The following is a 20,874-nucleotide window of genomic DNA, read 5'->3' on the forward strand; positions in this document are numbered from 1 at the left end:
GGCGTGCGTGGTAAATCACCAGCTCATTTTTAGCAACATCGACGCCAATGATCGGCTTTGAGACAGGAACTGGCATTGCCATGGGACTTCCTCCGGGCTATGGTTTTGAGCACTTGAAGGGCTCACCCAGAGGCGCAGGCTTGTTCCTATCGTCGGTCATAGCCAGATGCATTCTTTATCGGCGCTTGGGTGAAAGGAGGAGGGGCGAAATCTCCCACGGTCTGTACTGCGCCAACAGTCAGAATCGGGCTTTGTCCCTCCTCCTCCCTTCAAGTCCTAGCATACAAGCGGGCTTGCTCGCGAATACGGTGTGTCAGTCGACGTATCCGGTGACCGACACACCGTATTCGCGAGCAAGCCCGCTCCCAGATTTAACGGCGCTGCTGTTAAGAAATCAGCTCAGTTCCAGCCAGATCGGCGCATGATCGGAGGGTTTTTCCATGCCGCGCAGGTCGTAGTCCACACCGGCGTCCTTCACCCGCGGCAACAGGCCTTGGGAGGCCATGATCACGTCGATCCGCAACCCGCGCTTGGGCTCGTCTTCAAAGCCGCGGCTGCGGTAATCGAACCAGCTGAAGCGGTCGGCGACGTCCGGGTTGAGGTGACGGAAGCTGTCCACCAGGCCCCAGTTCTTCAGGCGGGCCATCCACTCGCGCTCTTCCGGCAGGAAGCTGCACTTGCCGGTCTTCAGCCAGCGCTTGGCATTGTCGGCACCGATGCCGATGTCGCAGTCTTCCGGGGAAATATTCACATCGCCCATCACCACCACGGCCTGGTCATTGCTGAACTGCGACTCCAGCAAGGTTTGCAGGTCTTCGTAGAAACGTTGCTTGGCCGGGAACTTGGTAGGGTGGTCGCGGCTTTCGCCCTGTGGGAAATAGCCGTTCATGATGGTAATCGGGTTGCCGTTGGCATCGGCGAAGGTGCCCCAGATAAACCGGCGCTGGGCGTCGTCCTCGTCACTGGCAAAGCCTTTATGCAGTGCCAGCGGTTCCTGGCGCGAGAGCAGGGCGACACCGTAGTGGCCTTTCTGCCCGTGGTAATACACGTGATAGCCCAGGGCCTTGATCTCATCCAGCGGGAACTGGTCGTCGTGGACCTTGGTTTCCTGCAGGCCGATCACGTCCGGCTGGTGTTTCTCGATCAGTGCCGCCAGCTGATGAGGGCGGGCGCGCAGCCCGTTGATATTGAAAGAGACGATTTTCATGGTCGGCAGTCCAGTCTGGCAAAAGGGCGATGCTAGCCGACAAGTCGGACGGGGGCCAGCGTGGCGGTAGGAGTTGGGCACTGCTAAGGTCTGAAAGGAGGGAACGAGTCGGTTGCTGTGGGCTCGTACTAACAAGAGCGCAACCTTTTTGAGTCAGCGCCCAGGGGAGATTCACTGCCATGCCGGACACCTCGACTGCCATCGCCCAGATTCACATGCTCGACAGCGGCTATTCCCGCGAAGCCCGTTCCCTGCTGTACCAGGCCTATCGCCATGAGCCGACGTTCGCCTACATCTTCGAAGCCGAACGTCCCGGCTACGAACAGCGGGTGCGCGCCACGGTGCGTGAGCTGGTCAAGCAGCACTTTTTCCAGAACCTGCCGGCCATTGGCCTGCTGGTCAACGACCGGTTGATCGGCATCGCCCTGATCGCGCCGCCCACGCGACGCCTGGGCATTACCGAAAGCTGGGCCTGGCAATTGCGCATGTGGCTGAGCACCGGGGTTCGCGGTACCCGGCGCTACCTGGAATATCACCAGGCCGTGTTGGCGTGCCTGCCCTCGGACTCGGTGCATGTGCTGCCGCTGCTGGGGATTCACCCGCAATTCCAGGGCAAACACTACGGCGAGCAATTGCTCGAAGCGGTTCACAACTGGTGCGCCGAAGACCCGCATTCTTCCGGCGTGGTGTTGGACACGGGGAATTCTCGCTACCTGGAGTTCTATAAACGCCAGGGCTATGAAGAGATCGGCGAGGTGGCTGTAGGACCTGTCCTGGAACACGTGTTCTTTCACGCAAATCCGCAGGTGTTACAGGCTGCAACGGTTTAAGACAGAATTATTCAGACAAATCCGGGTTCTAACCCGCTCCCAAGCTCGTGTAGCATCCCGGCCTATGAAGTTTCCAGGAAGATTTACCAGCGGCTTGATTCTGCTGTTCACGAGCTGCGGCGCCTTGGCGCAAAGCGAATTGGATGTGCGCATCAAACCTTCAAACGACGCGTTGAAAGCCAACATCGAAGGCTATATCGGCGGGGTCGGCGATCGTGACGAAGAAGCCCTGCAACGGTTCAGCCGTGGCGCCGAGGAGCAGGCCCGCAAGGCTGCCCAGGCGTTGGGTTTCTACCAGCCGCAGATCGCCAGCGATGTGAAGGGCGGCAAGAACCCGCGCCTGATCCTCACCATCGACCCCGGCGAACCGGTGCATTTGCGCAATGTGACCATTCGGGTCGATGGCCAGGCGGCCGACCTCAAAGCCTTTCGCGTGCCCGCCAGCGACGAACTCAAACCCGGTGCCGTGCTCAACCACGGCAACTACGAAGACGCCAAGCGCGTCATCCAGAACCAGGCGTCACGCTACGGCTTTTTCAGCGGGCGCTTTACCAGCCAGAAACTCTCGGTCGACCCCAAGGCGGGTGTGGCCGATATCGAACTCATTTATGACAGTGGCTCACGCTACACCTTGGGCAAGGTCAGCTTTGCCGGCGATACGCCGTTTGATGAAGACCTGCTGCAACGCATGGTGCCGTTCAAGAGCGGCGCACCCTACGACTCCGAACTGATCGCCGAACTCAACCAGAACCTGCAAGGCAGTGGCTTTTTTGAAGGCGTACGCGTGGACGCCGCACCTGCTGCGTCGACGAACGACGTGATTCCGGTGGCCGTGCAACTTGAGACCCGCAAGCCCCGCACCATGGGCCTGGGCCTGGGTTACTCGACCGACGTCGGGCCGCGTGGCAAGGCCAACTGGACGCGCCATTGGGTCAACCCCCAGGGCCACAGTTATGGTTGGGAAGCCGAGCTGTCGGCGCCCCGGCAGAACGTCGGGCTGTGGTACGACATTCCCCTGGACCCGCCCCTGACCGACAAACTGCGTTTCGCCGGCGGCTACCAGAATGAAGAAATCGCCAACACCGACACCCTGAGTAAACTGCTCACCCTCGGGCCCGAGTGGCACAGCAAGTTGCCCAGCGGCTGGACGCGGGTGATCTCGCTCAAGTGGCAGCGCGAAGAATATCGCCTGGGCAATGACTCGGGCCTGAGCACGCTGCTGATGCCGGGCATCAGTTACTCCTACCTGCGCAGTGACAACCGCATCGACCCGCACAACGGCTATCGCCTGTTGTTCGACGCCAAGGTCGCCAAGGAAGGGCTGGGTTCCGACACCAACCTGCTTTACGGCACGGCGACCATCAAGGGCTTGACCACGTTGTGGGACAACCACCGCTTCCTGGCGCGGGCGCAGTTTGGTGGCAGTGCCACCAACGGCTACAAATCCGTGCCGCCGTCGTTGCGGTTTTTTGCCGGTGGCGACCAGAGCGTGCGCGGTTACGAGTACCAGACCCTGTCGCCGGAGAATGACCGTGGCGACCGCATCGGTGGCCGCTACATGGTGGCCCTGAGCGCCGAGTATCAATATTCCATCGCCGAAAAATGGCGGATCGCGACCTTTATCGACCAAGGCAACTCGTTCAACACCCTGGAAATGCCGAGCCTGAAAACCGGTGTGGGTGTGGGCGTGCGCTGGGTGTCGCCGGTCGGCCCGATCCGCCTCGACCTGGCCCATGCCCTCGAAGATCCGGGCGGCATTCGTTTGCACTTTTCCATGGGGCCTGAGCTGTGATGCGTGGTTTGAAAATAGCGGGGCTGGCCGTGGTGGCGGTCCTCGCGCTGATAGTGCTGGCGCTTTGGACGGTGCTGGGTACCCAAGTCGGCAGCCGTTGGGTGCTGGGCCAGGTGCCGGGGTTGACCGTGGAAAATTTCCAGGGTCGCCTGGGCGGGCAGTGGAGTGCCGACCATCTGTTATGGCAACAAGACAGCAGCCGCGTAGAGCTTCAGACGCCGAAGTTCGATTGGGCGCCGGCGTGCCTGATGCGCATGACGGTGTGCATCAACCAACTGGATGTGGAGCAGGTGAGCCTGCAATTTCCACCCAGCGCGGAAGACAGCAGCGGCCCGATCACCCTGCCGGACCTGAAATTGCCGGTCGCCCTTCAGTTGGGTGACATCCGCGTCGGCAGCCTGCTGTTTAACGGCAGCGAAGAACTCCAGGGCCTGCAACTGGCGGCGCACTGGACCGCTGCCGGCATGCAGATTGACTCGGTGCACCTGCAGCGGGACGGCCTGGTGCTGGATCTATCCGGCCTGCTGCAGCCCACCGGCAACTGGCCACTGACCGCTGCCGGTAACCTGAGCCTGCCTTATGCACCGGACGGTGCGCCCTGGACGTTGGCGCTCAAGGTCGATGGCGATTTGCTCAAAACCCTCAAGCTCGACGCCGACAGCAGCGGCTACCTGCCGGCCAAGCTCAGCGGCGAGTTGCAACCCCTGGTGGAAAACCTGCCGGCGCAGTTGCACATCACCGCCGATGGCTTCAAACCCAGCGCCGACTTGCCCGATACCCTGCAACTCAATCAGTTGGACCTGACGGCCAAGGGCGACCTGAGCAACGGTTACCAGTTGCTGGGCAAAGCCGTACTGCCGGCGGAGAAAGGCCCGGTGGACTTGCTGCTGCAAGGCAAGGTCGACGCCAAGGGCGCGCAGATCGCCGGGTTGGACTTGAATGCCGGTGACCAGCAGAGCCTCAAGCTCAGTGCCAATCTGGACTGGCAGCAAGGCTTCAGCGCCGACGCAAAAATCGACTGGCTGGATTTCCCCTGGCATCGCCTGTACCCGGTCATCGATGAACCTCAAGTAGCCTTGCGTACCTTCAATGGCGAAGTTTCCTACAAGGACGGCAACTACCTGGGCAACTTCAAGGCCGACCTCGACGGGCCGGCAGGCAAGTTCAGCCTGGCCAGCCCGTTCAGTGGCGACCTCAAGCAAGTGTTCCTCCCCGAGCTGAAACTCGCCGCCGGCCAGGGCAAGGCCGAGGGCCACCTGAACCTGCAATTTGCCGACGGTATTGCCTGGGACACGGCACTCGACCTGTCGGCCATCAACCCGGCGTACTGGGTTGCCGAGCTGCCCGGCACCCTCGCTGGCCCGCTGCGCAGCAAGGGTGAAATGAAAAACGAGCAGCTCAAGCTCAACGCCGACCTCGACCTCAAGGGCCGCCTGCGCGGCCAACCTGCCGTGCTCCAGGCCAAGGCCGAAGGCGCAGGCGAGCAGTGGACTCTTGGTACGCTGGACATCCGCCTCGGCGACAACCGCATCTACGGCAGCGGTAGCCTGCAACAGCGGCTGGCGGGCCAGATCGACATCAAGCTGACGCGCCTCGCCCAACTCTGGCCGCAACTGCGCGGGCAAATGAACGGGCGCCTCGACGTCGCCGGTACCCTGAAAGCGCCGCAAGGCAAGCTCAGCCTGGTTGGCCAACAACTGGCGTTTGAAGACAATCGCCTGCAAAACCTGACCCTGGACGCAAACCTCGATAACGCCCAGCGCGCCAAAATCGACCTTAAAGGCAGTGGCATCCAGGCCGGTGAAACCCAGGTCGGCACCTTCACCGCCAGCGCCCAGGGCGATATCAAAAGCCAGAAAGTCCAGCTCGACCTCGCCGGCCCGCTGCTCAAGCTGGCCCTGGCCCTGGACGGCAACCTCGACAAAGGCAACTGGCGCGGGCGCCTTGCCAGCGGCGATGTGCAGGCGGGTGGCCAGGACTGGAAGCTGCAAGCCCCGGCTAAAATCGAGCGCCTGGCCGATGGCAAGCTGACCTTTGCTGCCCACTGCTGGGTATCCGGCTCGGCGAGCCTGTGTGGCGAAGACCAGCGCCTGATGCCCGAGCCCAAGCTGCGTTATCACCTCAAGCAGTTCCCCATCGACAGCCTGGCGGCGTTTTTGCCGAAAGACTTTGCCTGGCAGGGCAAGCTCAATGCCGACGTGCAACTCGACCTGCCGGCCAGCGGCCCCAAAGGCGTGGTGTCGGTGGATGCCAGCGGCGGCACCTTGCGGGTCAAGGACAAGGACCAGTGGCTGGACTTCCCCTACGACACCCTGAAGCTGGAAACCACCCTCAACCCCACGCGCATCGATACCCAGCTCAACTTCCGGGGTGGCAAGCTTGGCGAGTTGCGGTTGCAGGCGCAGATCAATCCGCTGCCGAAGAACAAACCGATCACCGGCAATTTCACCCTGACCGGCCTCGACCTCGCCGTGGCCCGGCCGTTTGTGCCGATGGTCGAGAAGCTCAACGGCAAGCTCAACGGTAACGGGCGCATCGGCGGCGGCCTGCTGGCGCCTCAGGTCAACGGCAGCATCAACCTGGTGGGCGGCGAAATCTCCGGTCCGGAACTGCCCACCAGCTTCGAAGGCCTGAATATCCAGGCGCTGATTGCCGGCGAAAGCGTGCAGCTCAATGGTGGCTGGCGCAGCGGCAAAGCCGGGCAGGGCACTATCAAGGGCCAGATCGATTGGGGCCAGGCCCTGGCGGTGGACATCGCGCTGCAAGGCACGCAACTGCCGGTCACCGTAGAACCGTACGCGGCCCTGGAAGTGGCGCCCGACCTGAAAATCAGCATGAAAAACGACAAGCTGGCGATCTCCGGCAAGGTGCAGATCCCCAAGGGCGAGATCACCGTGCGCGAACTGCCGCCGTCGACGGTCAAGGTCTCGGATGACACGGTGATCGTCGGCAGCCAGACCGAAGAGGGCAAGCCGCCGATGGCCATGGCGATGGACATCGATGTGGAGGTGGGCAAGGACAGGTTGAGCTTCGCCGGCTTCGGCCTCACCGCCAACCTGCAAGGCCACGTGCACATCGGCGACAACATGGACACCCGTGGCGAACTGTGGCTCAACGACGGCCGCTATCGTGCCTACGGCCAGCGCCTTACGGTGCGCCGCGCGCGGTTGCTGTTCGCCGGGCCGATTGACCAGCCGTACCTGGATATCGAGGCCGTGCGGATAACCACCGAGCCGTCCCGGACAGTCACCGCCGGTATTCGTCTGAGCGGCAGTGCCGAGCAGCCGACGACGCAAATTTTCTCGGAGCCGGCCATGGCCCAAGAGGATGCGTTGTCGTATCTGGTGTTGGGGCGTTCACGTACCACCACCGGCGAGGACAACAACATGCTCGCTGAAGCAGCGCTAGGCCTTGGGCTAATGGGCAGCGCCGGGGTGACCTCGGACATTGCCAAGAACCTGGGGCTCCAGGACTTCGAACTCGACACCCAGGGCAGCGGCACCAACACCGCCGTGGTGGCCAGCGGCAAGATTTCCGAGAAGCTCAGCCTGCGGTATGGCGTGGGGGTGTTCGAACCGGCCAACACCATTGCCTTGCGTTACCTGCTGAGCAAGAAGGTGTACCTGGAAGTGGCCAGCGGCGTGGCCAGCTCCCTGGATATTTTCTACAAGCGGGATTTCTGATCCGTACACATTAAAGGTGGGAGCCCGGCTCCCACCATTTATCCGCTAATTAGCAAGCAACCTAACTATTCGTTTGACATTCGCTGCCTAGGCAGTAACATCGTGACATACATTCACTGCTTAGGCAGTTAATAGGTTGGTCACGATGAAGCACTTCACCCCCGAAAACTTCCACAATTGCCACCTCGGCCTGCTGCTGGGCCGTGCTGCGCTGCTCAAAGACAAGATCATCGACACCCACATGGAACCCCACGGCATCACCGCCGCACAGTTCAAAGTGTTGATCATCATGGCCCAGTACGGCGTCGACACCCCCGCCGAGCTGTGCCGCAACCTGTCGTTGGACAGCGGCTCCATGACCCGCATGCTCGACCGCCTGGAACAAAAGGACCTGCTGGCGCGCAAGCGTTCCGAGCAAGACCGGCGCCAGGTGCAGTTGGTGCTGACCCCGGAAGGCCAGCGCGTGGCCGACATGCTGCCGGAGATCGGCGCCCAGGCCCTGAACCAATTGGCGGGCGCGCTGGAACCGGGTGAATTGCAAACCCTGGAAAAAATCTTGAAGAAAATTCTGATAGCTGCGGGTGACCCCATCACCATTCAGCGGGTAGGTAGTGCATGAACAATCGCTCCTTGCGTGCCGGCCTCAGCCTCGTGCTGGTGGCCATGACTATGGCCGGTTGTGCCAATTTCAGCGGCTTGAACACAGAAGGCAAACGCCTCGAAGCCAATAACCTGCAAACCGGCAAATCCCTCAGCGGTGTGACGTTGTCGAGCGCCGCCTGGCCCACCGCCGACTGGTGGAAAAGCCTCGGCGACCCACAACTCGACGGCCTGATCCAGGAAGCCCTGCAAAACAGCCCCGACATGCAAGTGGCCAGTGCCCGTGCCCACCAGGCCGAAGCCGCCGCCTATGCTGCCGACGCCGAGCGCATGCCGACCCTGGATGCCAGCGCCGGTGTCAGCCGTTCGCGCCTGGCCAAGGACCAGGACCCATTGGGCCAGGGCGATGCCTATGCCACCGTGCGCAACATCGGTGCCAGCTTCAATTACAACTTCGACCTGTGGGGTGGCCAGCGCGCTGCCTGGGAAGCGGCCCTGGGCCAGGCCCGCGCCGCCGAAGTCGACCAACAGGCTGCGCGCCTGACCCTGGCGGCCAACGTCGCCAAGGCCTACAGCGACCTGGGCCAGGCCCATATCGTGCGTGACCTGGCCAATGATGACCTCAAGCGCACCCGGCAAATGCTCGACCTGGGCCAGCGTCGCCTGAACTCCGGGATCGACAGTCAGTACCAGTACCAGCAAACCGAAAGCCTGGAAGCCAGCTCCCAGTCGCAACTGATCGATGCGGAAAAACAACTGCAGAGCGCCAAAATCGCCCTCGCCGTGTTGCTCGGCAAAGGCCCGGACCGCGGCAGCGAACTGGTACGCCCCAACGTGCTCAAGCCGAGCGCCGTTGCCGTGCCGTCGGTGTTGCCTGCCGAGTTGGTGGGCCGTCGTCCGGACCTGATCGCCGCGCGCTGGCGTGTGGAGGCGGCGAGCAAGAATGTCGCGGCCAGCAAGACCCGTTTCTACCCCAACCTCAACCTGAGCGCGAGTGCCGGGGCCGAGTCGTTGCTGGGGGATGCGATGTTCGGTTCGGCCAGCCGCTTCTTCAGCATTGCGCCGACGATCTCGCTGCCGATCTTCGATGGCGGTCGCCTGCGCGCCGACCTCGATGCCCGCGACGCGGACTACGACCTGGCCGTGGCCCAATACAACAAAACCCTGGTGCAAGCCTTGGGCGACATCGGCAACACCCTCGTGCAGTTGCGCGAGACCGGCCGGCAGATCCAGGCCCAGCAACACGCTGCGGACATTGCCCAGCAGTCCTACGACACCGGGGTCCAGCGTTACAGCTCAGGTATCGGGAATTACCTGGACGTGCTCAGCATCGAACAACAACTTCTCCAGGCCCAACGCCAGTTGGCCACCCTGAATGCCGAGCAAATCGATCTTTCGATTCAATTGATGCAGGCCCTGGGCGGCGGTTTCCACGCCGATAACGTGGCCTCGACCACCCCAGCCACGCGCACTGAATAATTCAAGGTACTTGTCATGGCCACTGCCGAAACCAGCAACAACGCTCCTGAAACAAACAAGGGTGAACAACCCAACACCAGCAACCCGCGCAAACGCAAAGTCATGCTGTTTGTCCTGGCGCTGATCGTCATCCTCGGCGCCGTGGGCGTGTGGGGTTGGTACGAATTCTATGGCCGCTTCAGCGAAAGCACCGACGACGCCTACGTCAACGGCAACGTGGTGGAAATCACCCCGCTGGTGACGGGCACCGTGGTGAGCATCGGCGCCGACGACGGCGACCTGGTCCATGAAGGCCAGGTGCTGATCAACTTCGACCCGAACGATGCGGCCGTGGGCCTGCAAAGTGCCCAGGCCAACCTGGCCCGCACCGTGCGCCAGGTGCGGGGTTTGTACAGCAACGTCGATGGCATGAAAGCCCAGGTGCTGGCGCAACAAGCCAACGTGCAAAAGGCTCAGGACAACTACAACCGCCGTAAAAACCTCGCCGCCGGCGGGGCGATTTCCCAGGAAGAACTGTCCCACGCCCGCGACGACCTGACCTCGGCGCAGAATGCCTTGGCCAACGTGCAACAACAGTTCAAGACCACCAGCGCCCTGGTGGATGACACGGTGATTTCGTCCCACCCGGACGTGCAGGCCGCCGCCGCGCAGTTGCGCCAGGCTTACCTGACCAACGCCCGCAGCACCCTGATCGCACCGGTCACCGGTTATGTGGCCAAGCGTACCGTGCAACTGGGCCAGCGGGTTCAGCCGGGCACCGCGCTGATGGCGGTAATCCCGCTGGATCAACTGTGGATCGACGCCAACTTCAAGGAAACCCAACTGCGGGATATGCGTATCGGCCAGCCGGTGGATATCGAGTCTGACATCTACGGCAGCGACGTGAAATTCAGCGGCACCGTCGACAGCCTTGGCGCGGGTACCGGCAGCGCGTTTGCCTTGCTGCCGGCGCAGAACGCCACCGGTAACTGGATCAAGATCGTGCAACGGGTGCCGGTGCGCATTCATGTGAACGCCGAAGAGTTGGCCAAGCACCCGCTGCGGGTGGGCTTGTCCACCGTGGTCAACGTCGACCTGCATGACCAGAGCGGCCCGGTACTGGCCCAGCAGGCGCCGCAAAAGGCCTCGTTCACCACCAACGTGTACGACCGCCAGTTGGCTGAAGCCGACGCCATGATCACCCAACTGATCCATGACAACAGCGTTGCCGCTCCCAAGGCTGCCCAGCGCTGATTCGCCAATCCATCAGCTGCGGCCCCGGCGGCCGTAGCGCCCATCATGTTGCACAGGATTCGCGATGAGTAACGCTAACGCCTCCTTCACGCCGCCCAGCTTGCTGATGGCCACCATCGGCCTGTCCCTGGCGACCTTCATGCAGGTGCTCGACACCACCATCGCCAACGTGGCGTTGCCGACGATTTCCGGCAACCTCGGCGTGAGTTCGGAGCAGGGCACCTGGGTGATCACCTCGTTTGCCGTGAGCAACGCGATTGCGCTGCCGCTGACCGGCTGGCTGAGCCGTCGCTTCGGCGAGGTGAAGCTGTTTTTGTGGGCCACCATCCTGTTTGTGCTGGCCTCGTTTCTCTGCGGTATTTCCACCTCGATGCCCGAACTGATCGGCTTCCGAGTGCTGCAAGGCCTGGTCGCCGGCCCGTTGTACCCGATGACCCAGACGCTGCTGATCGCGGTCTATCCCCCCGCCAGGCGCGGCATGGCCCTGGCGTTGCTGGCGATGGTCACGGTGGTGGCGCCGATTGCCGGGCCGATCCTCGGCGGCTGGATTACCGACAGCTACAGCTGGCCGTGGATCTTCTTTATCAACGTGCCCATCGGCATTTTTGCGGTGATGGTGGTGCGTTCCCAACTGAAGAAACGCCCGGTGGTCACCAGCTACCAGCCGATGGACTACGTCGGCTTGTTGAGCCTGATCGTCGGCGTCGGTGCCTTGCAGATCATCCTCGACAAGGGCAACGACCTGGACTGGTTCGAGTCGAACTTCATCATCATTGGCGCGGTGATCTCGGCCATCGCCCTGGCGGTGTTCGTGATCTGGGAAATGACCGACGAGCACCCGGTGGTCAACCTGCGGCTGTTCGCCTACCGCAACTTCCGTATCGGTACGATTGTGTTGGTGCTGGGGTATGCGGGCTTCTTCGGGATCAACCTGATCCTGCCGCAATGGCTGCAAACCCAGATGGGCTATACCGCTACCTGGGCGGGCCTGGCGGTGGCGCCGATCGGGATTCTGCCGGTGCTGATGTCGCCATTTGTGGGCAAGTACGCGCACAAGTTCGACCTGCGCCTGCTGGCCGGGCTGGCGTTCCTCGCGATTGGCTTGAGTTGCTTTATGCGGGCGGGCTTCACCAATGAAGTCGACTTCACCCACATCGCCCTGGTGCAGCTGTTCATGGGCATCGGCGTGGCGTTGTTCTTCATGCCGACCTTGAGCATCCTGATGTCCGACCTGCCGCCGGCACAAATCGCCGACGGTGCGGGCCTGGCCACGTTCCTGCGGACCCTGGGCGGCAGCTTTGCGGCATCGTTGACCACCTGGATCTGGATTCGCCGGGCGGACCAGCACCATGCCTACATGAGCGAGAACATGACCACCTACGACTCGGCCACCCGGGATGCCTTGCAGGCGCTGGGCGGGGCAGGGCACAAGGCGTATGCGCAACTGGACCAGATCCTCACCAGCCAGGCGTATATGATGTCCACCGTGGATTACTTCACGCTGCTGGGGTGGATGTTCATGGCCTTGATCGTGATTGTGTGGCTGGCGAAACCGCCGTTTGCGGCGAAGGCGGGGCCGGAGGCTTCGGGCCACTGATCGAAAGGCCGAGCTCGGTCAATGTGGGAGCTGGCTTGCCTGCGATGCAGACACCTCGGTACATCAGGTACACCGAGGTGATGCTATCGCAGGCAAGCCAGCTCCCACATTTGATCGGTGTTGTGTCTGCGAGTCAGGCGCCGGGCAGTGCCAATTGTGGATTGACGAAATCAAAGGCTGCCAACTGAAACCCTTGCTCATCCACCTGCAACGCCCACCCTTGCTTGTCCCAATCCCCCAGCACAATGCGCTTGGCCGCCTGCTCGCCAATCTGCAACTTGTGAATCGCCGGGCGATGGGTGTGCCCATGCACCAGGGTGCGCACGCCGAACTGCTGCATCACCCTCGGCACTTCCTCGGGCGTCACATCGACAATATCGTTGGCCTTCATCCGCACCTGGGCGCTGCTTTCACTGCGCAGCTTGCGCGCCAGCTTGTGCCGCGTGCGCAAGGGCAGGTGCCGCAGGATGAACAAAGTGATGGGGTTACGCAGGATGCGGCGCAGCTTCATATAGCCGACGTCGCGGGTACACAGGCTGTCGCCGTGCATCAACAGCACGGGTTCGCCTGCGAGCTGCACCACACTCGGGTCCTTGAGCAAGGTGGCGCCTGCCGCTTTGCAGAACGCCTTGCCGATCAGGAAATCCCGGTTGCCATGCATGATGAAAATCTGGGTGCCACTGTCGCTCAGCTCGCGCAGAGCCAGGCAAATCGAACGCTGGAAGGGCGTCATCCCATCGTCGCCAATCCAGGCTTCAAAGAAGTCCCCCAGAATGTACAACGCTTGGGCGGAACGGGCGCGGCCGTTCAGTAAATCCAGAAACGCCCGGGTGATGTCCGGGCGCTCCTCTTCCAGATGCAAATCTGAAATCAGCAATATCACTCAACGATCTCGGCTTTCTCGACGATAACGTCTTCTACCGGTACGTCCTGGTGACCTGCCTTGCCGGTGGTTTGCACACCTTTGATCTTGTCGACAACGTCCTGGCCTTCGGTGACTTTACCGAATACCGCGTAGCCCCAACCCTGCACGTTCTTGCCGCTGTGGTTCAGGAAGGCGTTGTCGGCGACGTTGATGAAGAACTGCGCGGAGGCCGAGTGCGGCTCCATGGTACGGGCCATGGCGACGGTGTACTTGTCGTTGGAAAGGCCGTTGTCCGCTTCGTTCTGGATGCTTGGACGCTTGTCTTTCTTTTCTTTCATGCCAGGCTCGAAACCGCCGCCCTGGACCATGAAGTTGCCGATGACACGGTGGAAAACAGTGTTTTCGTAGTGGCCGGCTTTAACGTACTCGATGAAGTTGGCGACGGTGATCGGCGCTTTCTCGGCGTTCAGCTCGATGACGATGTCACCGTGGTTGGTGGTCAGTTTGACTTGAGTCATGTTCACTACTCTTTCAAGGAATTCGTGGGTTTGGGCGTTTTGCGCCTTACCTGCTTGGCAAAAACCGCAACCAAGGCGCGCAGTTTAGCGTGACCTGCGGGAATTTCGAGGTGGTTTTTTACCGCCCATGCAATAAATGCAGCAGTTTTTGGCCACGCTCTGTCAGGGGCTTGACAGCATCGGCTATGATAAGCCCTTTGTTTGTCGGCCTCACCCGGCCAAGTACTTCGTCTGTTCAAGGATCCTATGAGCAAGCCCACTGTCGACCCTACCTCGAATTCCAAGGCCGGACCTGCCGTCCCGGTCAATTTCCTGCGCCCGATCATCCAGGCGGACCTGGATTCGGGCAAGCACACGCAGATCGTCACCCGCTTCCCGCCTGAGCCCAACGGTTACCTGCACATCGGCCACGCCAAGTCGATCTGTGTGAACTTCGGCCTGGCCCTGGAGTTCGGTGGCGTCACGCACCTGCGTTTCGACGACACCAACCCGGCCAAGGAAGACCAGGAATACATCGACGCCATCGAAAGCGACATCAAGTGGCTGGGCTTCGAATGGTCCGGCGAAGTGCGCTATGCCTCCAAGTATTTCGACCAGTTGTTCGACTGGGCTGTCGAGCTGATCAAGGCCGGCAAGGCCTACGTCGACGACCTGAGCCCGGAACAGGCCAAGGAATACCGCGGTACCCTGACCGAGCCTGGCAAGAACAGCCCGTTCCGCGACCGTTCGGTGGAAGAGAACCTGGACTGGTTCGCCCGCATGCGCGCCGGTGAGTTCCCGGACGGCGCCCGTGTACTGCGTGCCAAGATCGACATGGCCTCGCCGAACATGAACCTGCGCGACCCGATCATGTACCGCATCCGCCACGCCCATCACCACCAGACCGGTGACAAGTGGTGCATCTACCCGAACTACGACTTTACCCACGGCCAGTCGGACGCCATCGAAGGCATCACCCACTCCATCTGCACCCTGGAGTTCGAAAGCCACCGTCCGCTGTACGAATGGTTCCTCGACAGCCTGCCGGTACCGGCGCACCCGCGTCAGTACGAGTTCAGCCGCCTGAACCTGAACTACACCATCACCAGCAAGCGCAAGCTCAAGCAACTGGTCGATGAAAAGCACGTATTTGGCTGGGACGACCCACGCATGTCGACACTGTCGGGCTTCCGCCGTCGCGGCTACACCCCGGCGTCGATCCGCAACTTCTGCGACATGGTCGGCACCAACCGCTCCGACGGCGTGGTGGATTTCGGCATGCTCGAATTCAGCATCCGCCAGGACCTCGACGCGAACGCCCCGCGCGCCATGTGCGTGCTGCGTCCGTTGAAAGTCGTGATCACCAATTATCCGGAAGACCAGGTCGAGAACCTCGAACTGCCGCGTCATCCGCAGAAAGAAGAACTCGGCGTGCGCAAGCTGCCGTTCGCCCGTGAAATCTACATCGACCGCGATGACTTCATGGAAGAGCCGCCAAAAGGCTACAAGCGCCTGGAGCCGAACGGCGAAGTGCGCCTGCGCGGCAGCTACGTGATCCGTGCCGACGAAGCCATCAAGGACGCCGATGGCAACATCGTCGAACTGCGTTGCTCCTACGACCCGGACACCCTGGGCAAGAACCCGGAAGGCCGCAAGGTCAAAGGTGTGGTGCACTGGGTGCCGGCTGCGGCCAGCGTCGAGTGCGAAGTGCGCCTGTACGATCGTCTGTTCCGCTCGCCGAATCCCGAGAAGGCCGAAGACAGCGCCAGTTTCCTGGACAACATCAACCCTGACTCGCTGCAAGTTCTCACAGGTTGTCGTGCCGAGCCATCGCTTGGCGACGCACAGCCGGAAGACCGTTTCCAGTTCGAGCGCGAAGGTTACTTCTGCGCGGATATCAAGGACTCGAAACCAGGTGCTCCGGTATTCAACCGTACCGTGACCTTGCGTGATTCGTGGGGCCAGTGATTCTTTAAGGAAACTGTTGTGCTAACGATCTACAACACACTCAGCAAGACCAAAGAAGTCTTCAAGCCGCTGGATGGCAACAAGGTGCGCATGTACGTGTGCGGCATGACCGTGTACGACTACTGCCACATCGGCCACGGCCGCAGCATGGTTGCCTTCGACCTGGTGACCCGCTGGTTGCGCTTCAGTGGTTATGACCTGACCTACGTGCGCAACATCACCGACATCGACGACAAGATCATCAATCGCGCCAACGAAAACGGCGAGTCGTTCGACGCGCTGACCGAGCGCATGATCGCTGCGATGCACGAGGACGAGGCCCGCCTCAACATCCTCAAGCCGGACATGGAGCCGCGTGCCACAGACCATATCCCTGGCATGCACGCGATGATCCAGACCTTGATCGACAAGGGTTACGCCTACGCCCCGGGCAATGGTGACGTGTACTACCGCGTCGCCAAGTTCATGGGCTACGGCAAGCTGTCGCGCAAGAAAATCGAAGACCTGCGCATCGGTGCGCGGATCGAAGTCGACGAAGCCAAGCAAGACCCACTCGACTTCGTGCTATGGAAAGGCACCAAGCCGGGCGAGCCGAGCTGGGAATCGCCGTGGGGCGCCGGGCGTCCGGGCTGGCACATCGAATGCTCGGTGATGTCCACCTGCTGCCTGGGCGAAACCTTCGACATTCATGGCGGCGGCAGCGACCTTGAGTTCCCGCACCACGAAAACGAAATCGCCCAAAGCGAAGCGGCCACCGGCAAGACCTACGCCAACGCCTGGATGCACTGCGGCATGATCCGCATCAATGGCGAGAAGATGTCCAAGTCCTTGAACAACTTCTTCACCATTCGTGACGTGCTGGAGAAATACCACCCGGAAGTGGTGCGGTACCTGTTGGTGTCGAGCCACTACCGCAGCGCGATCAACTACTCGGAAGACAACCTCAAGGACGCCAAGGGCGCCCTGGAGCGTTTCTACCACGCGTTGAAAGGCCTGCCCTCCGTGGCGCCTGCGGGCGGCGAAGCGTTTGTTGCACGGTTTACCGAAGTGATGAACGACGACTTCGGCACGCCGGAAGCCTGCGCGGTGCTGTTTGAGATGGTGCGCGAGATCAACCGCCTGCGCGAGAGCGATCTCGACGCGGCGGCGGGGCTTGCCGCACGTTTGAAAGAGCTGGCGAGCGTGCTGGGCGTGTTGCAGATGGAAGCCGATGACTTCCTGCAAGCGGGCGCTGAAGGGCGTGTGGATGCGGCTGAAGTGGATGCACTGATCCAGGCACGTTTGACTGCCCGGGCCAACAAGGACTGGGCGGAGTCTGACCGTATCCGTGACCAACTGACCGCGATGGGTGTGGTGTTGGAAGACGGGAAGGGCGGGACGACGTGGCGGTTGGCTGATCAGGCTTGATCGGTAATTGCTGAATTAAAAACGCCCCGACTGGTTCGGGGCGTTTTTTTTCGCCTGCCTACCCGTTATTCAGGTAGCGGCGCTTACAGCGTGTCCCGGACGGGGCCGCTGTGCGGGGACATGGTTGACACATGCAGGGGCGGGCAAACCCGCTCAGGATCAAACGCAGAGCTGCATAATGTGGGAGCGGGCTTGCTCGCGAAGAACCTGAGGGCGCCGCGTTCATCCACGAAACAGGCGTTATCGTTAACGACCTTCGCGAGCAAGCCCGCTCCCACATTTCGACCGTGTTTGCCGTTGCTTCTACCATCAGCGCTTGCCACTGACCTCATACCGGCTTTGAACAAACCCGTTCCCCGACGCAAACGTGGCGATATGCCGAAGACCATGCTCGCCACCCACCTGGCTGAACAAGGGAATTCCCTGGCCCAGCACAACGGGGATACGCGTGATGATCAGCTCGTTGATCAAGCCCGCCTCAAGAAACGCTTGAATCGTCTGGCCTCCGTCGATGTACAGGTGTTTCATCCCGCGCTCGGCTAACTTGGCCACGAGGCGGGTTACATCCTGGCTCACCACCTCAACCTTGCCCTTCAACTGCGCAGGCAGCTCAACCGTTTGATGAGAGAGCGCGATGACCGGCGTGCCCTCATAGGGCCACTCAGGAAAGGACAACACTTTTTCCAGGGTCTTGCGTCCCATCACCAGCGCATCCACCGTGGCGATGAAGGCTTCATAGGTCACGCCGTTCAGTTCGGCGCCTTCGTACTCTGTCCGATGAAGCCACTCAATATCACCGTCTGGCCGGGCAATAAAACCGTCGACGCTGGCTGCAATAAAGACCGAGCATTTGATATCCATGGGGGGTGACACTCCTTTTCTGTGGGCTTGAAAACAACGGCTGCCATTGTCCGGCAACGCTAATGTTAATTTAATCTTCCGGTGTAATAAGCGACCATTGCCAAAAATAACCACGGGCTGCCCGGCCTGTGCCGATGCCCTTTTTTGTGATGCGAGGATGTATGCGCCGTTGGTTAATCCGCTACCGTTACGCAATCATTTTCTGGCTGTGCTTCGGCGTTTTCCGTACGTCCCTGGCCGACTGGAACCCGATCCCGTCCGGTTCCATGCGCCCCACGTTGCTTGAGGGCGATGTAGTACTGGTCAATCGCGTGGCGTACGACCTCAAGCTGCCCCTCACTGATATTTCACTGGCCAAGCTGGATAACCCCCGGCGGGGCGACGTGGTGACGTTCTCCTCACCCAAGGACGGCATCCGTTTGATCAAGCGTATCGTCGGCATTCCCGGCGACACCCTGGAAATGCGCGATGAGGTGCTGTGGGTCAACGGCACGCCGGCCATCTACAGCAATGGGCAGGACATCCGCGAGCCTATCGCGCCTGGCCAAACAGTTCCGGGGATCAAGGTGACGGAGCGTGCGAACAGCAGCCAGCGCACGGTGCAGTTCATGCCGACAGTACGGGCGCTGCGCAATTTCGGCCCGGTGGTGGTGCCGGCCGACAGTTATTTCATGTTGGGTGACAACCGTGACAACAGCGATGACTCCCGCTATATCGGGTTTGTGCCGCGTCGGCTGTTGATCGGGCATGCCCACCATATCCTGGCGTCAGCGCAGATCCTGGATCACTGGATGCCACGACTGGGCCGATTTGGCGCGCCGATTTTGTAGCGGGGTGATCAGTGCTTGTGCCTTTTATCAATCTTTAATGGACCGGCGCTGACTCATTTCAATTCACTGTACGTCAATCTGAACTCTGACAGGGCAGGGTGGCTGGCCCTCCATTCGCGGCCAAATGCCTTGGCCGCTTCTATTTGTTCAGGACTTAACGTGCTGGCCAGTTCCCGCAGTCGAGTGGCGGCTTCAGTGTGCCGCGGGTTTTGCCGGGTGCTATCCATCACCAGCCAATACAGGCCATAGGCGTGAGTGAGGTTGACGGGGTAGTCATAGCGGCTGAGGCTTGGGTCAGCGCCACCCGCCAGTGCGGCCGCATAGGTCATCACGCTGTTGAGTTGGCTGGCCGCCAGCCTTTTTTCCAGGTAGGTGCGCTGGTATGCAAAGTTGCGGTAATAAGCGGGCATGTTGCCAAGCCAGTACATCGCAGGCGGAAAGCCTTTCGAAGCTGATTGCCTCAACATTGAATCGCGCTGGCGGTCTGAGTCCGGTGTCTTGTCGAGTAACAGCGCTGCGATGTAATAAGCCTCTGCGCAGCCGGCATCGCCTGCTTTTCTGAGCCACGATTGATCCTGGGTCAGCTCATACATCTGTAGCATCGCGTCGCCGTCACCAGCATCGGCCGCCGCTTGGGCAAGGAGCCTGGCGGTGGCCAGCGAGCTATCGTCGCCCAGGCGCATCAGCGCGTATACATGCTCCTGCGCAGCGGCCAGGCGATACCATGCCTGAGCGTTGGAGCTGTCAGTGCCCTCCCGGCGCCTTATAGCGTCGCCCAAGATGAATTGGGATTGGGCATCCCCAGCGGAGGCGGGGATGGTCAAGTGCGTTTCGCACTCTACGAATTCGCCGAGTTGATACAGTTCGAGGCCCTTGCGCTTCGCCGCCCGCTGCTGGACGTTCAATTGGGAAATCAGTGCGCTCAAGGATTTGAGCAGATCAAACAGTTTGGTCAGTGCATCGGAATGCGAATACATGGTCATTACCTGCAAGTAGGAGGAGCGTTATCCGGTCAAGGTAAGCGGGCCTCCTGATGCAGCGGTGGCAGATAGTTATTGGGGGGAGTGGCGGCCCCGTATCGCCTGGTCCAGGAACAGGGCGGCGTTCTCCAGCGCCTGCATGCCCTCGGGCAAAATCCCCGCAAACAGATGCCAGACATGGAACATGCCGGGCCACACCTCCAGCGACACACGCACCCGGTTTTCCCCCAGGTGGGTGGCCAGGCGCATGGCATCGCTGAGCATCACTTCGTTCTCGCCGATCTGTACCAGGATCGGCGGCAATCCTCTTACGTCGGCAAAGACCGGCGATGCGTCGGGGTTATTCGGCAGCACGCCATTGAGAAACGCCTTGGCGAGCAGTGTCAGCCCCGCGCGGGAGGCTTGCGGGTCGAGGCCGTCACGGCTGTCGAGGGAGGCGCCGGTGTGTTCCAGGTTGGCCCACGGCGACAACGCGGCGCCGCCGGCGGGCAACGGCAGGCCTGCGTTGCGGGCCTTGACCATCACTGACACGACCATTGCGCCGCCGGCCGAGTCCCCCGAGAACACGATGGACCTGGGGTCGTTACCCTGGTCGAGCAACCAGCGATAGGCCCGCAATGTGTCATCGATGGGCAGTGGAAACGGATGCTCGGGCGCCAGGCGGTAATCCGGCAGGTAGACCTTTGCGCCCAGCAGTTTGGCGAAGTGGCCGGCAAGGCTCAGGTAACCCCGTGGGCTGCCGCCGACATAACCACCGCCGTGGATGTACAGCAACACCCGATCACCCTCAAGCCCGTCAGGCACCATCACCATGCCCGGCACACCGCCCATGTCGACCTCTTGAAAGCGCACACCGGCGGGAATCGGATGAGCGCACAGCACCTGCTCGTAAGCCTTGCGCTGCTCATCGAGGGTGAGGGTGGTTGTCTGGCCGGTGAGAAACGGCCCGAAGTCAGCGGCGGATGCAACCCAGGCATCGAGACGGGCCTGGACAAGGGGAGTGAATGCCATGGAAAGAACCTCATAAAGTGATCCCGATACCGGG

At 61.3% G+C, this 20,874-nt stretch carries 16 protein-coding genes; 10 read left to right on the top strand and 6 right to left on the bottom strand.

Annotated features, from left to right (window positions below):
* Positions 1 to 394 precede the first annotated feature (394 nt).
* A complete protein-coding gene (gene xthA, locus P3C29_RS28695; RefSeq protein ID WP_275966037.1) occupies positions 395 to 1,207 on the bottom strand; it encodes an exodeoxyribonuclease III in 813 nt (270 codons plus the stop codon).
* A 179-nt stretch (positions 1,208 to 1,386) separates the two neighbouring features.
* Here xthA and P3C29_RS28700 point away from each other — a divergent pair, with 179 nt between their 5' ends.
* From P3C29_RS28700 to P3C29_RS28730, 7 genes are all read left to right on the top strand, one after another.
* Positions 1,387 to 2,037 carry a GNAT family N-acetyltransferase gene (locus tag P3C29_RS28700; RefSeq protein WP_010166963.1) on the top strand — a complete coding sequence of 217 codons (651 nt, stop codon included), beginning with the start codon at positions 1,387 to 1,389 and terminating at the stop codon, positions 2,035 to 2,037.
* Positions 2,038 to 2,101: 64 nt separating this feature from the next.
* The gene (locus P3C29_RS28705; protein ID WP_275966038.1) at positions 2,102 to 3,829 is read left to right on the top strand and encodes an autotransporter assembly complex family protein; all 1,728 of its coding nucleotides are present in this window, start codon (positions 2,102 to 2,104) and stop codon (positions 3,827 to 3,829) included.
* Positions 3,829 to 7,512: a translocation/assembly module TamB domain-containing protein gene (locus P3C29_RS28710; RefSeq protein WP_275966039.1), complete on the top strand. Its 3,684-nt coding sequence runs from the start codon at positions 3,829 to 3,831 to the stop codon at positions 7,510 to 7,512. The genes P3C29_RS28705 and P3C29_RS28710 overlap by 1 nt, the downstream gene beginning before the upstream one ends.
* Before the next feature lie 145 nt (positions 7,513 to 7,657).
* The gene (locus P3C29_RS28715; protein ID WP_010166969.1) at positions 7,658 to 8,131 is read left to right on the top strand and encodes a MarR family transcriptional regulator; all 474 of its coding nucleotides are present in this window, start codon (positions 7,658 to 7,660) and stop codon (positions 8,129 to 8,131) included.
* Complete coding sequence (locus P3C29_RS28720; protein WP_010166971.1) at positions 8,128 to 9,591, top strand: efflux transporter outer membrane subunit; 1,464 nt, start codon at positions 8,128 to 8,130, stop codon at positions 9,589 to 9,591. The genes P3C29_RS28715 and P3C29_RS28720 overlap by 4 nt, the downstream gene beginning before the upstream one ends.
* A 15-nt stretch (positions 9,592 to 9,606) precedes the next feature.
* Positions 9,607 to 10,824, top strand: a complete 1,218-nt coding sequence (locus P3C29_RS28725) for an efflux RND transporter periplasmic adaptor subunit (RefSeq protein ID WP_010166973.1) — start codon at positions 9,607 to 9,609, stop codon at positions 10,822 to 10,824.
* Between the two features lie 64 nt (positions 10,825 to 10,888).
* Entirely contained in the window at positions 10,889 to 12,421 is a 1,533-nt protein-coding gene (locus P3C29_RS28730; protein WP_010166975.1) for a DHA2 family efflux MFS transporter permease subunit, read from the top strand.
* Positions 12,422 to 12,554: 133 nt separating this feature from the next.
* Here the strand turns inward: P3C29_RS28730 and lpxH are convergent, their stop codons facing one another.
* Both lpxH and P3C29_RS28740 read right to left on the bottom strand, forming a co-directional pair.
* The gene (lpxH, locus tag P3C29_RS28735) at positions 12,555 to 13,304 is read right to left on the bottom strand and encodes a UDP-2,3-diacylglucosamine diphosphatase (RefSeq protein ID WP_201124808.1); all 750 of its coding nucleotides are present in this window, start codon (positions 13,302 to 13,304) and stop codon (positions 12,555 to 12,557) included.
* Positions 13,301 to 13,804 (bottom strand): peptidylprolyl isomerase, encoded by a 504-nt coding sequence (locus tag P3C29_RS28740; RefSeq protein ID WP_010166979.1) that lies wholly within the window; start codon positions 13,802 to 13,804, stop codon positions 13,301 to 13,303. The genes lpxH and P3C29_RS28740 overlap by 4 nt, the downstream gene beginning before the upstream one ends.
* A 246-nt stretch (positions 13,805 to 14,050) precedes the next feature.
* On the opposite strand from P3C29_RS28740, the gene P3C29_RS28745 reads away from it, so the two are divergent.
* Complete coding sequence (locus P3C29_RS28745) at positions 14,051 to 15,751, top strand: glutamine--tRNA ligase/YqeY domain fusion protein (protein WP_275966040.1); 1,701 nt, start codon at positions 14,051 to 14,053, stop codon at positions 15,749 to 15,751.
* 18 nt (positions 15,752 to 15,769) lie between these two features.
* Positions 15,770 to 17,158, top strand: a complete 1,389-nt coding sequence (gene cysS / locus P3C29_RS28750; protein ID WP_008432427.1) for a cysteine--tRNA ligase — start codon at positions 15,770 to 15,772, stop codon at positions 17,156 to 17,158.
* 309 nt (positions 17,159 to 17,467) lie between these two features.
* Here the strand turns inward: cysS and P3C29_RS28755 are convergent, their stop codons facing one another.
* A complete protein-coding gene (locus tag P3C29_RS28755; RefSeq protein WP_275966041.1) occupies positions 17,468 to 18,019 on the bottom strand; it encodes a dihydrofolate reductase family protein in 552 nt (183 codons plus the stop codon).
* Between the two features lie 161 nt (positions 18,020 to 18,180).
* On the opposite strand from P3C29_RS28755, the gene lepB reads away from it, so the two are divergent.
* Entirely contained in the window at positions 18,181 to 18,849 is a 669-nt protein-coding gene (lepB, locus tag P3C29_RS28760; RefSeq protein ID WP_201124805.1) for a signal peptidase I, read from the top strand.
* A 53-nt stretch (positions 18,850 to 18,902) separates the two neighbouring features.
* On the opposite strand, the gene P3C29_RS28765 is transcribed toward lepB, so the two are convergent.
* A complete protein-coding gene (locus tag P3C29_RS28765; RefSeq protein ID WP_201124804.1) occupies positions 18,903 to 19,826 on the bottom strand; it encodes a sel1 repeat family protein in 924 nt (307 codons plus the stop codon).
* A gap of 75 nt (positions 19,827 to 19,901) precedes the next feature.
* Positions 19,902 to 20,840, bottom strand: coding sequence for an alpha/beta hydrolase (locus P3C29_RS28770; protein ID WP_275966042.1), 939 nt, complete (start codon positions 20,838 to 20,840; stop codon positions 19,902 to 19,904).
* Positions 20,841 to 20,874: the final 34 nt, after the last annotated feature.

Source organism: Pseudomonas sp. 1912-s, from assembly GCF_029269205.1.
In the GTDB taxonomy this organism is placed as follows: Bacteria; Pseudomonadota; Gammaproteobacteria; order Pseudomonadales; family Pseudomonadaceae; genus Aquipseudomonas.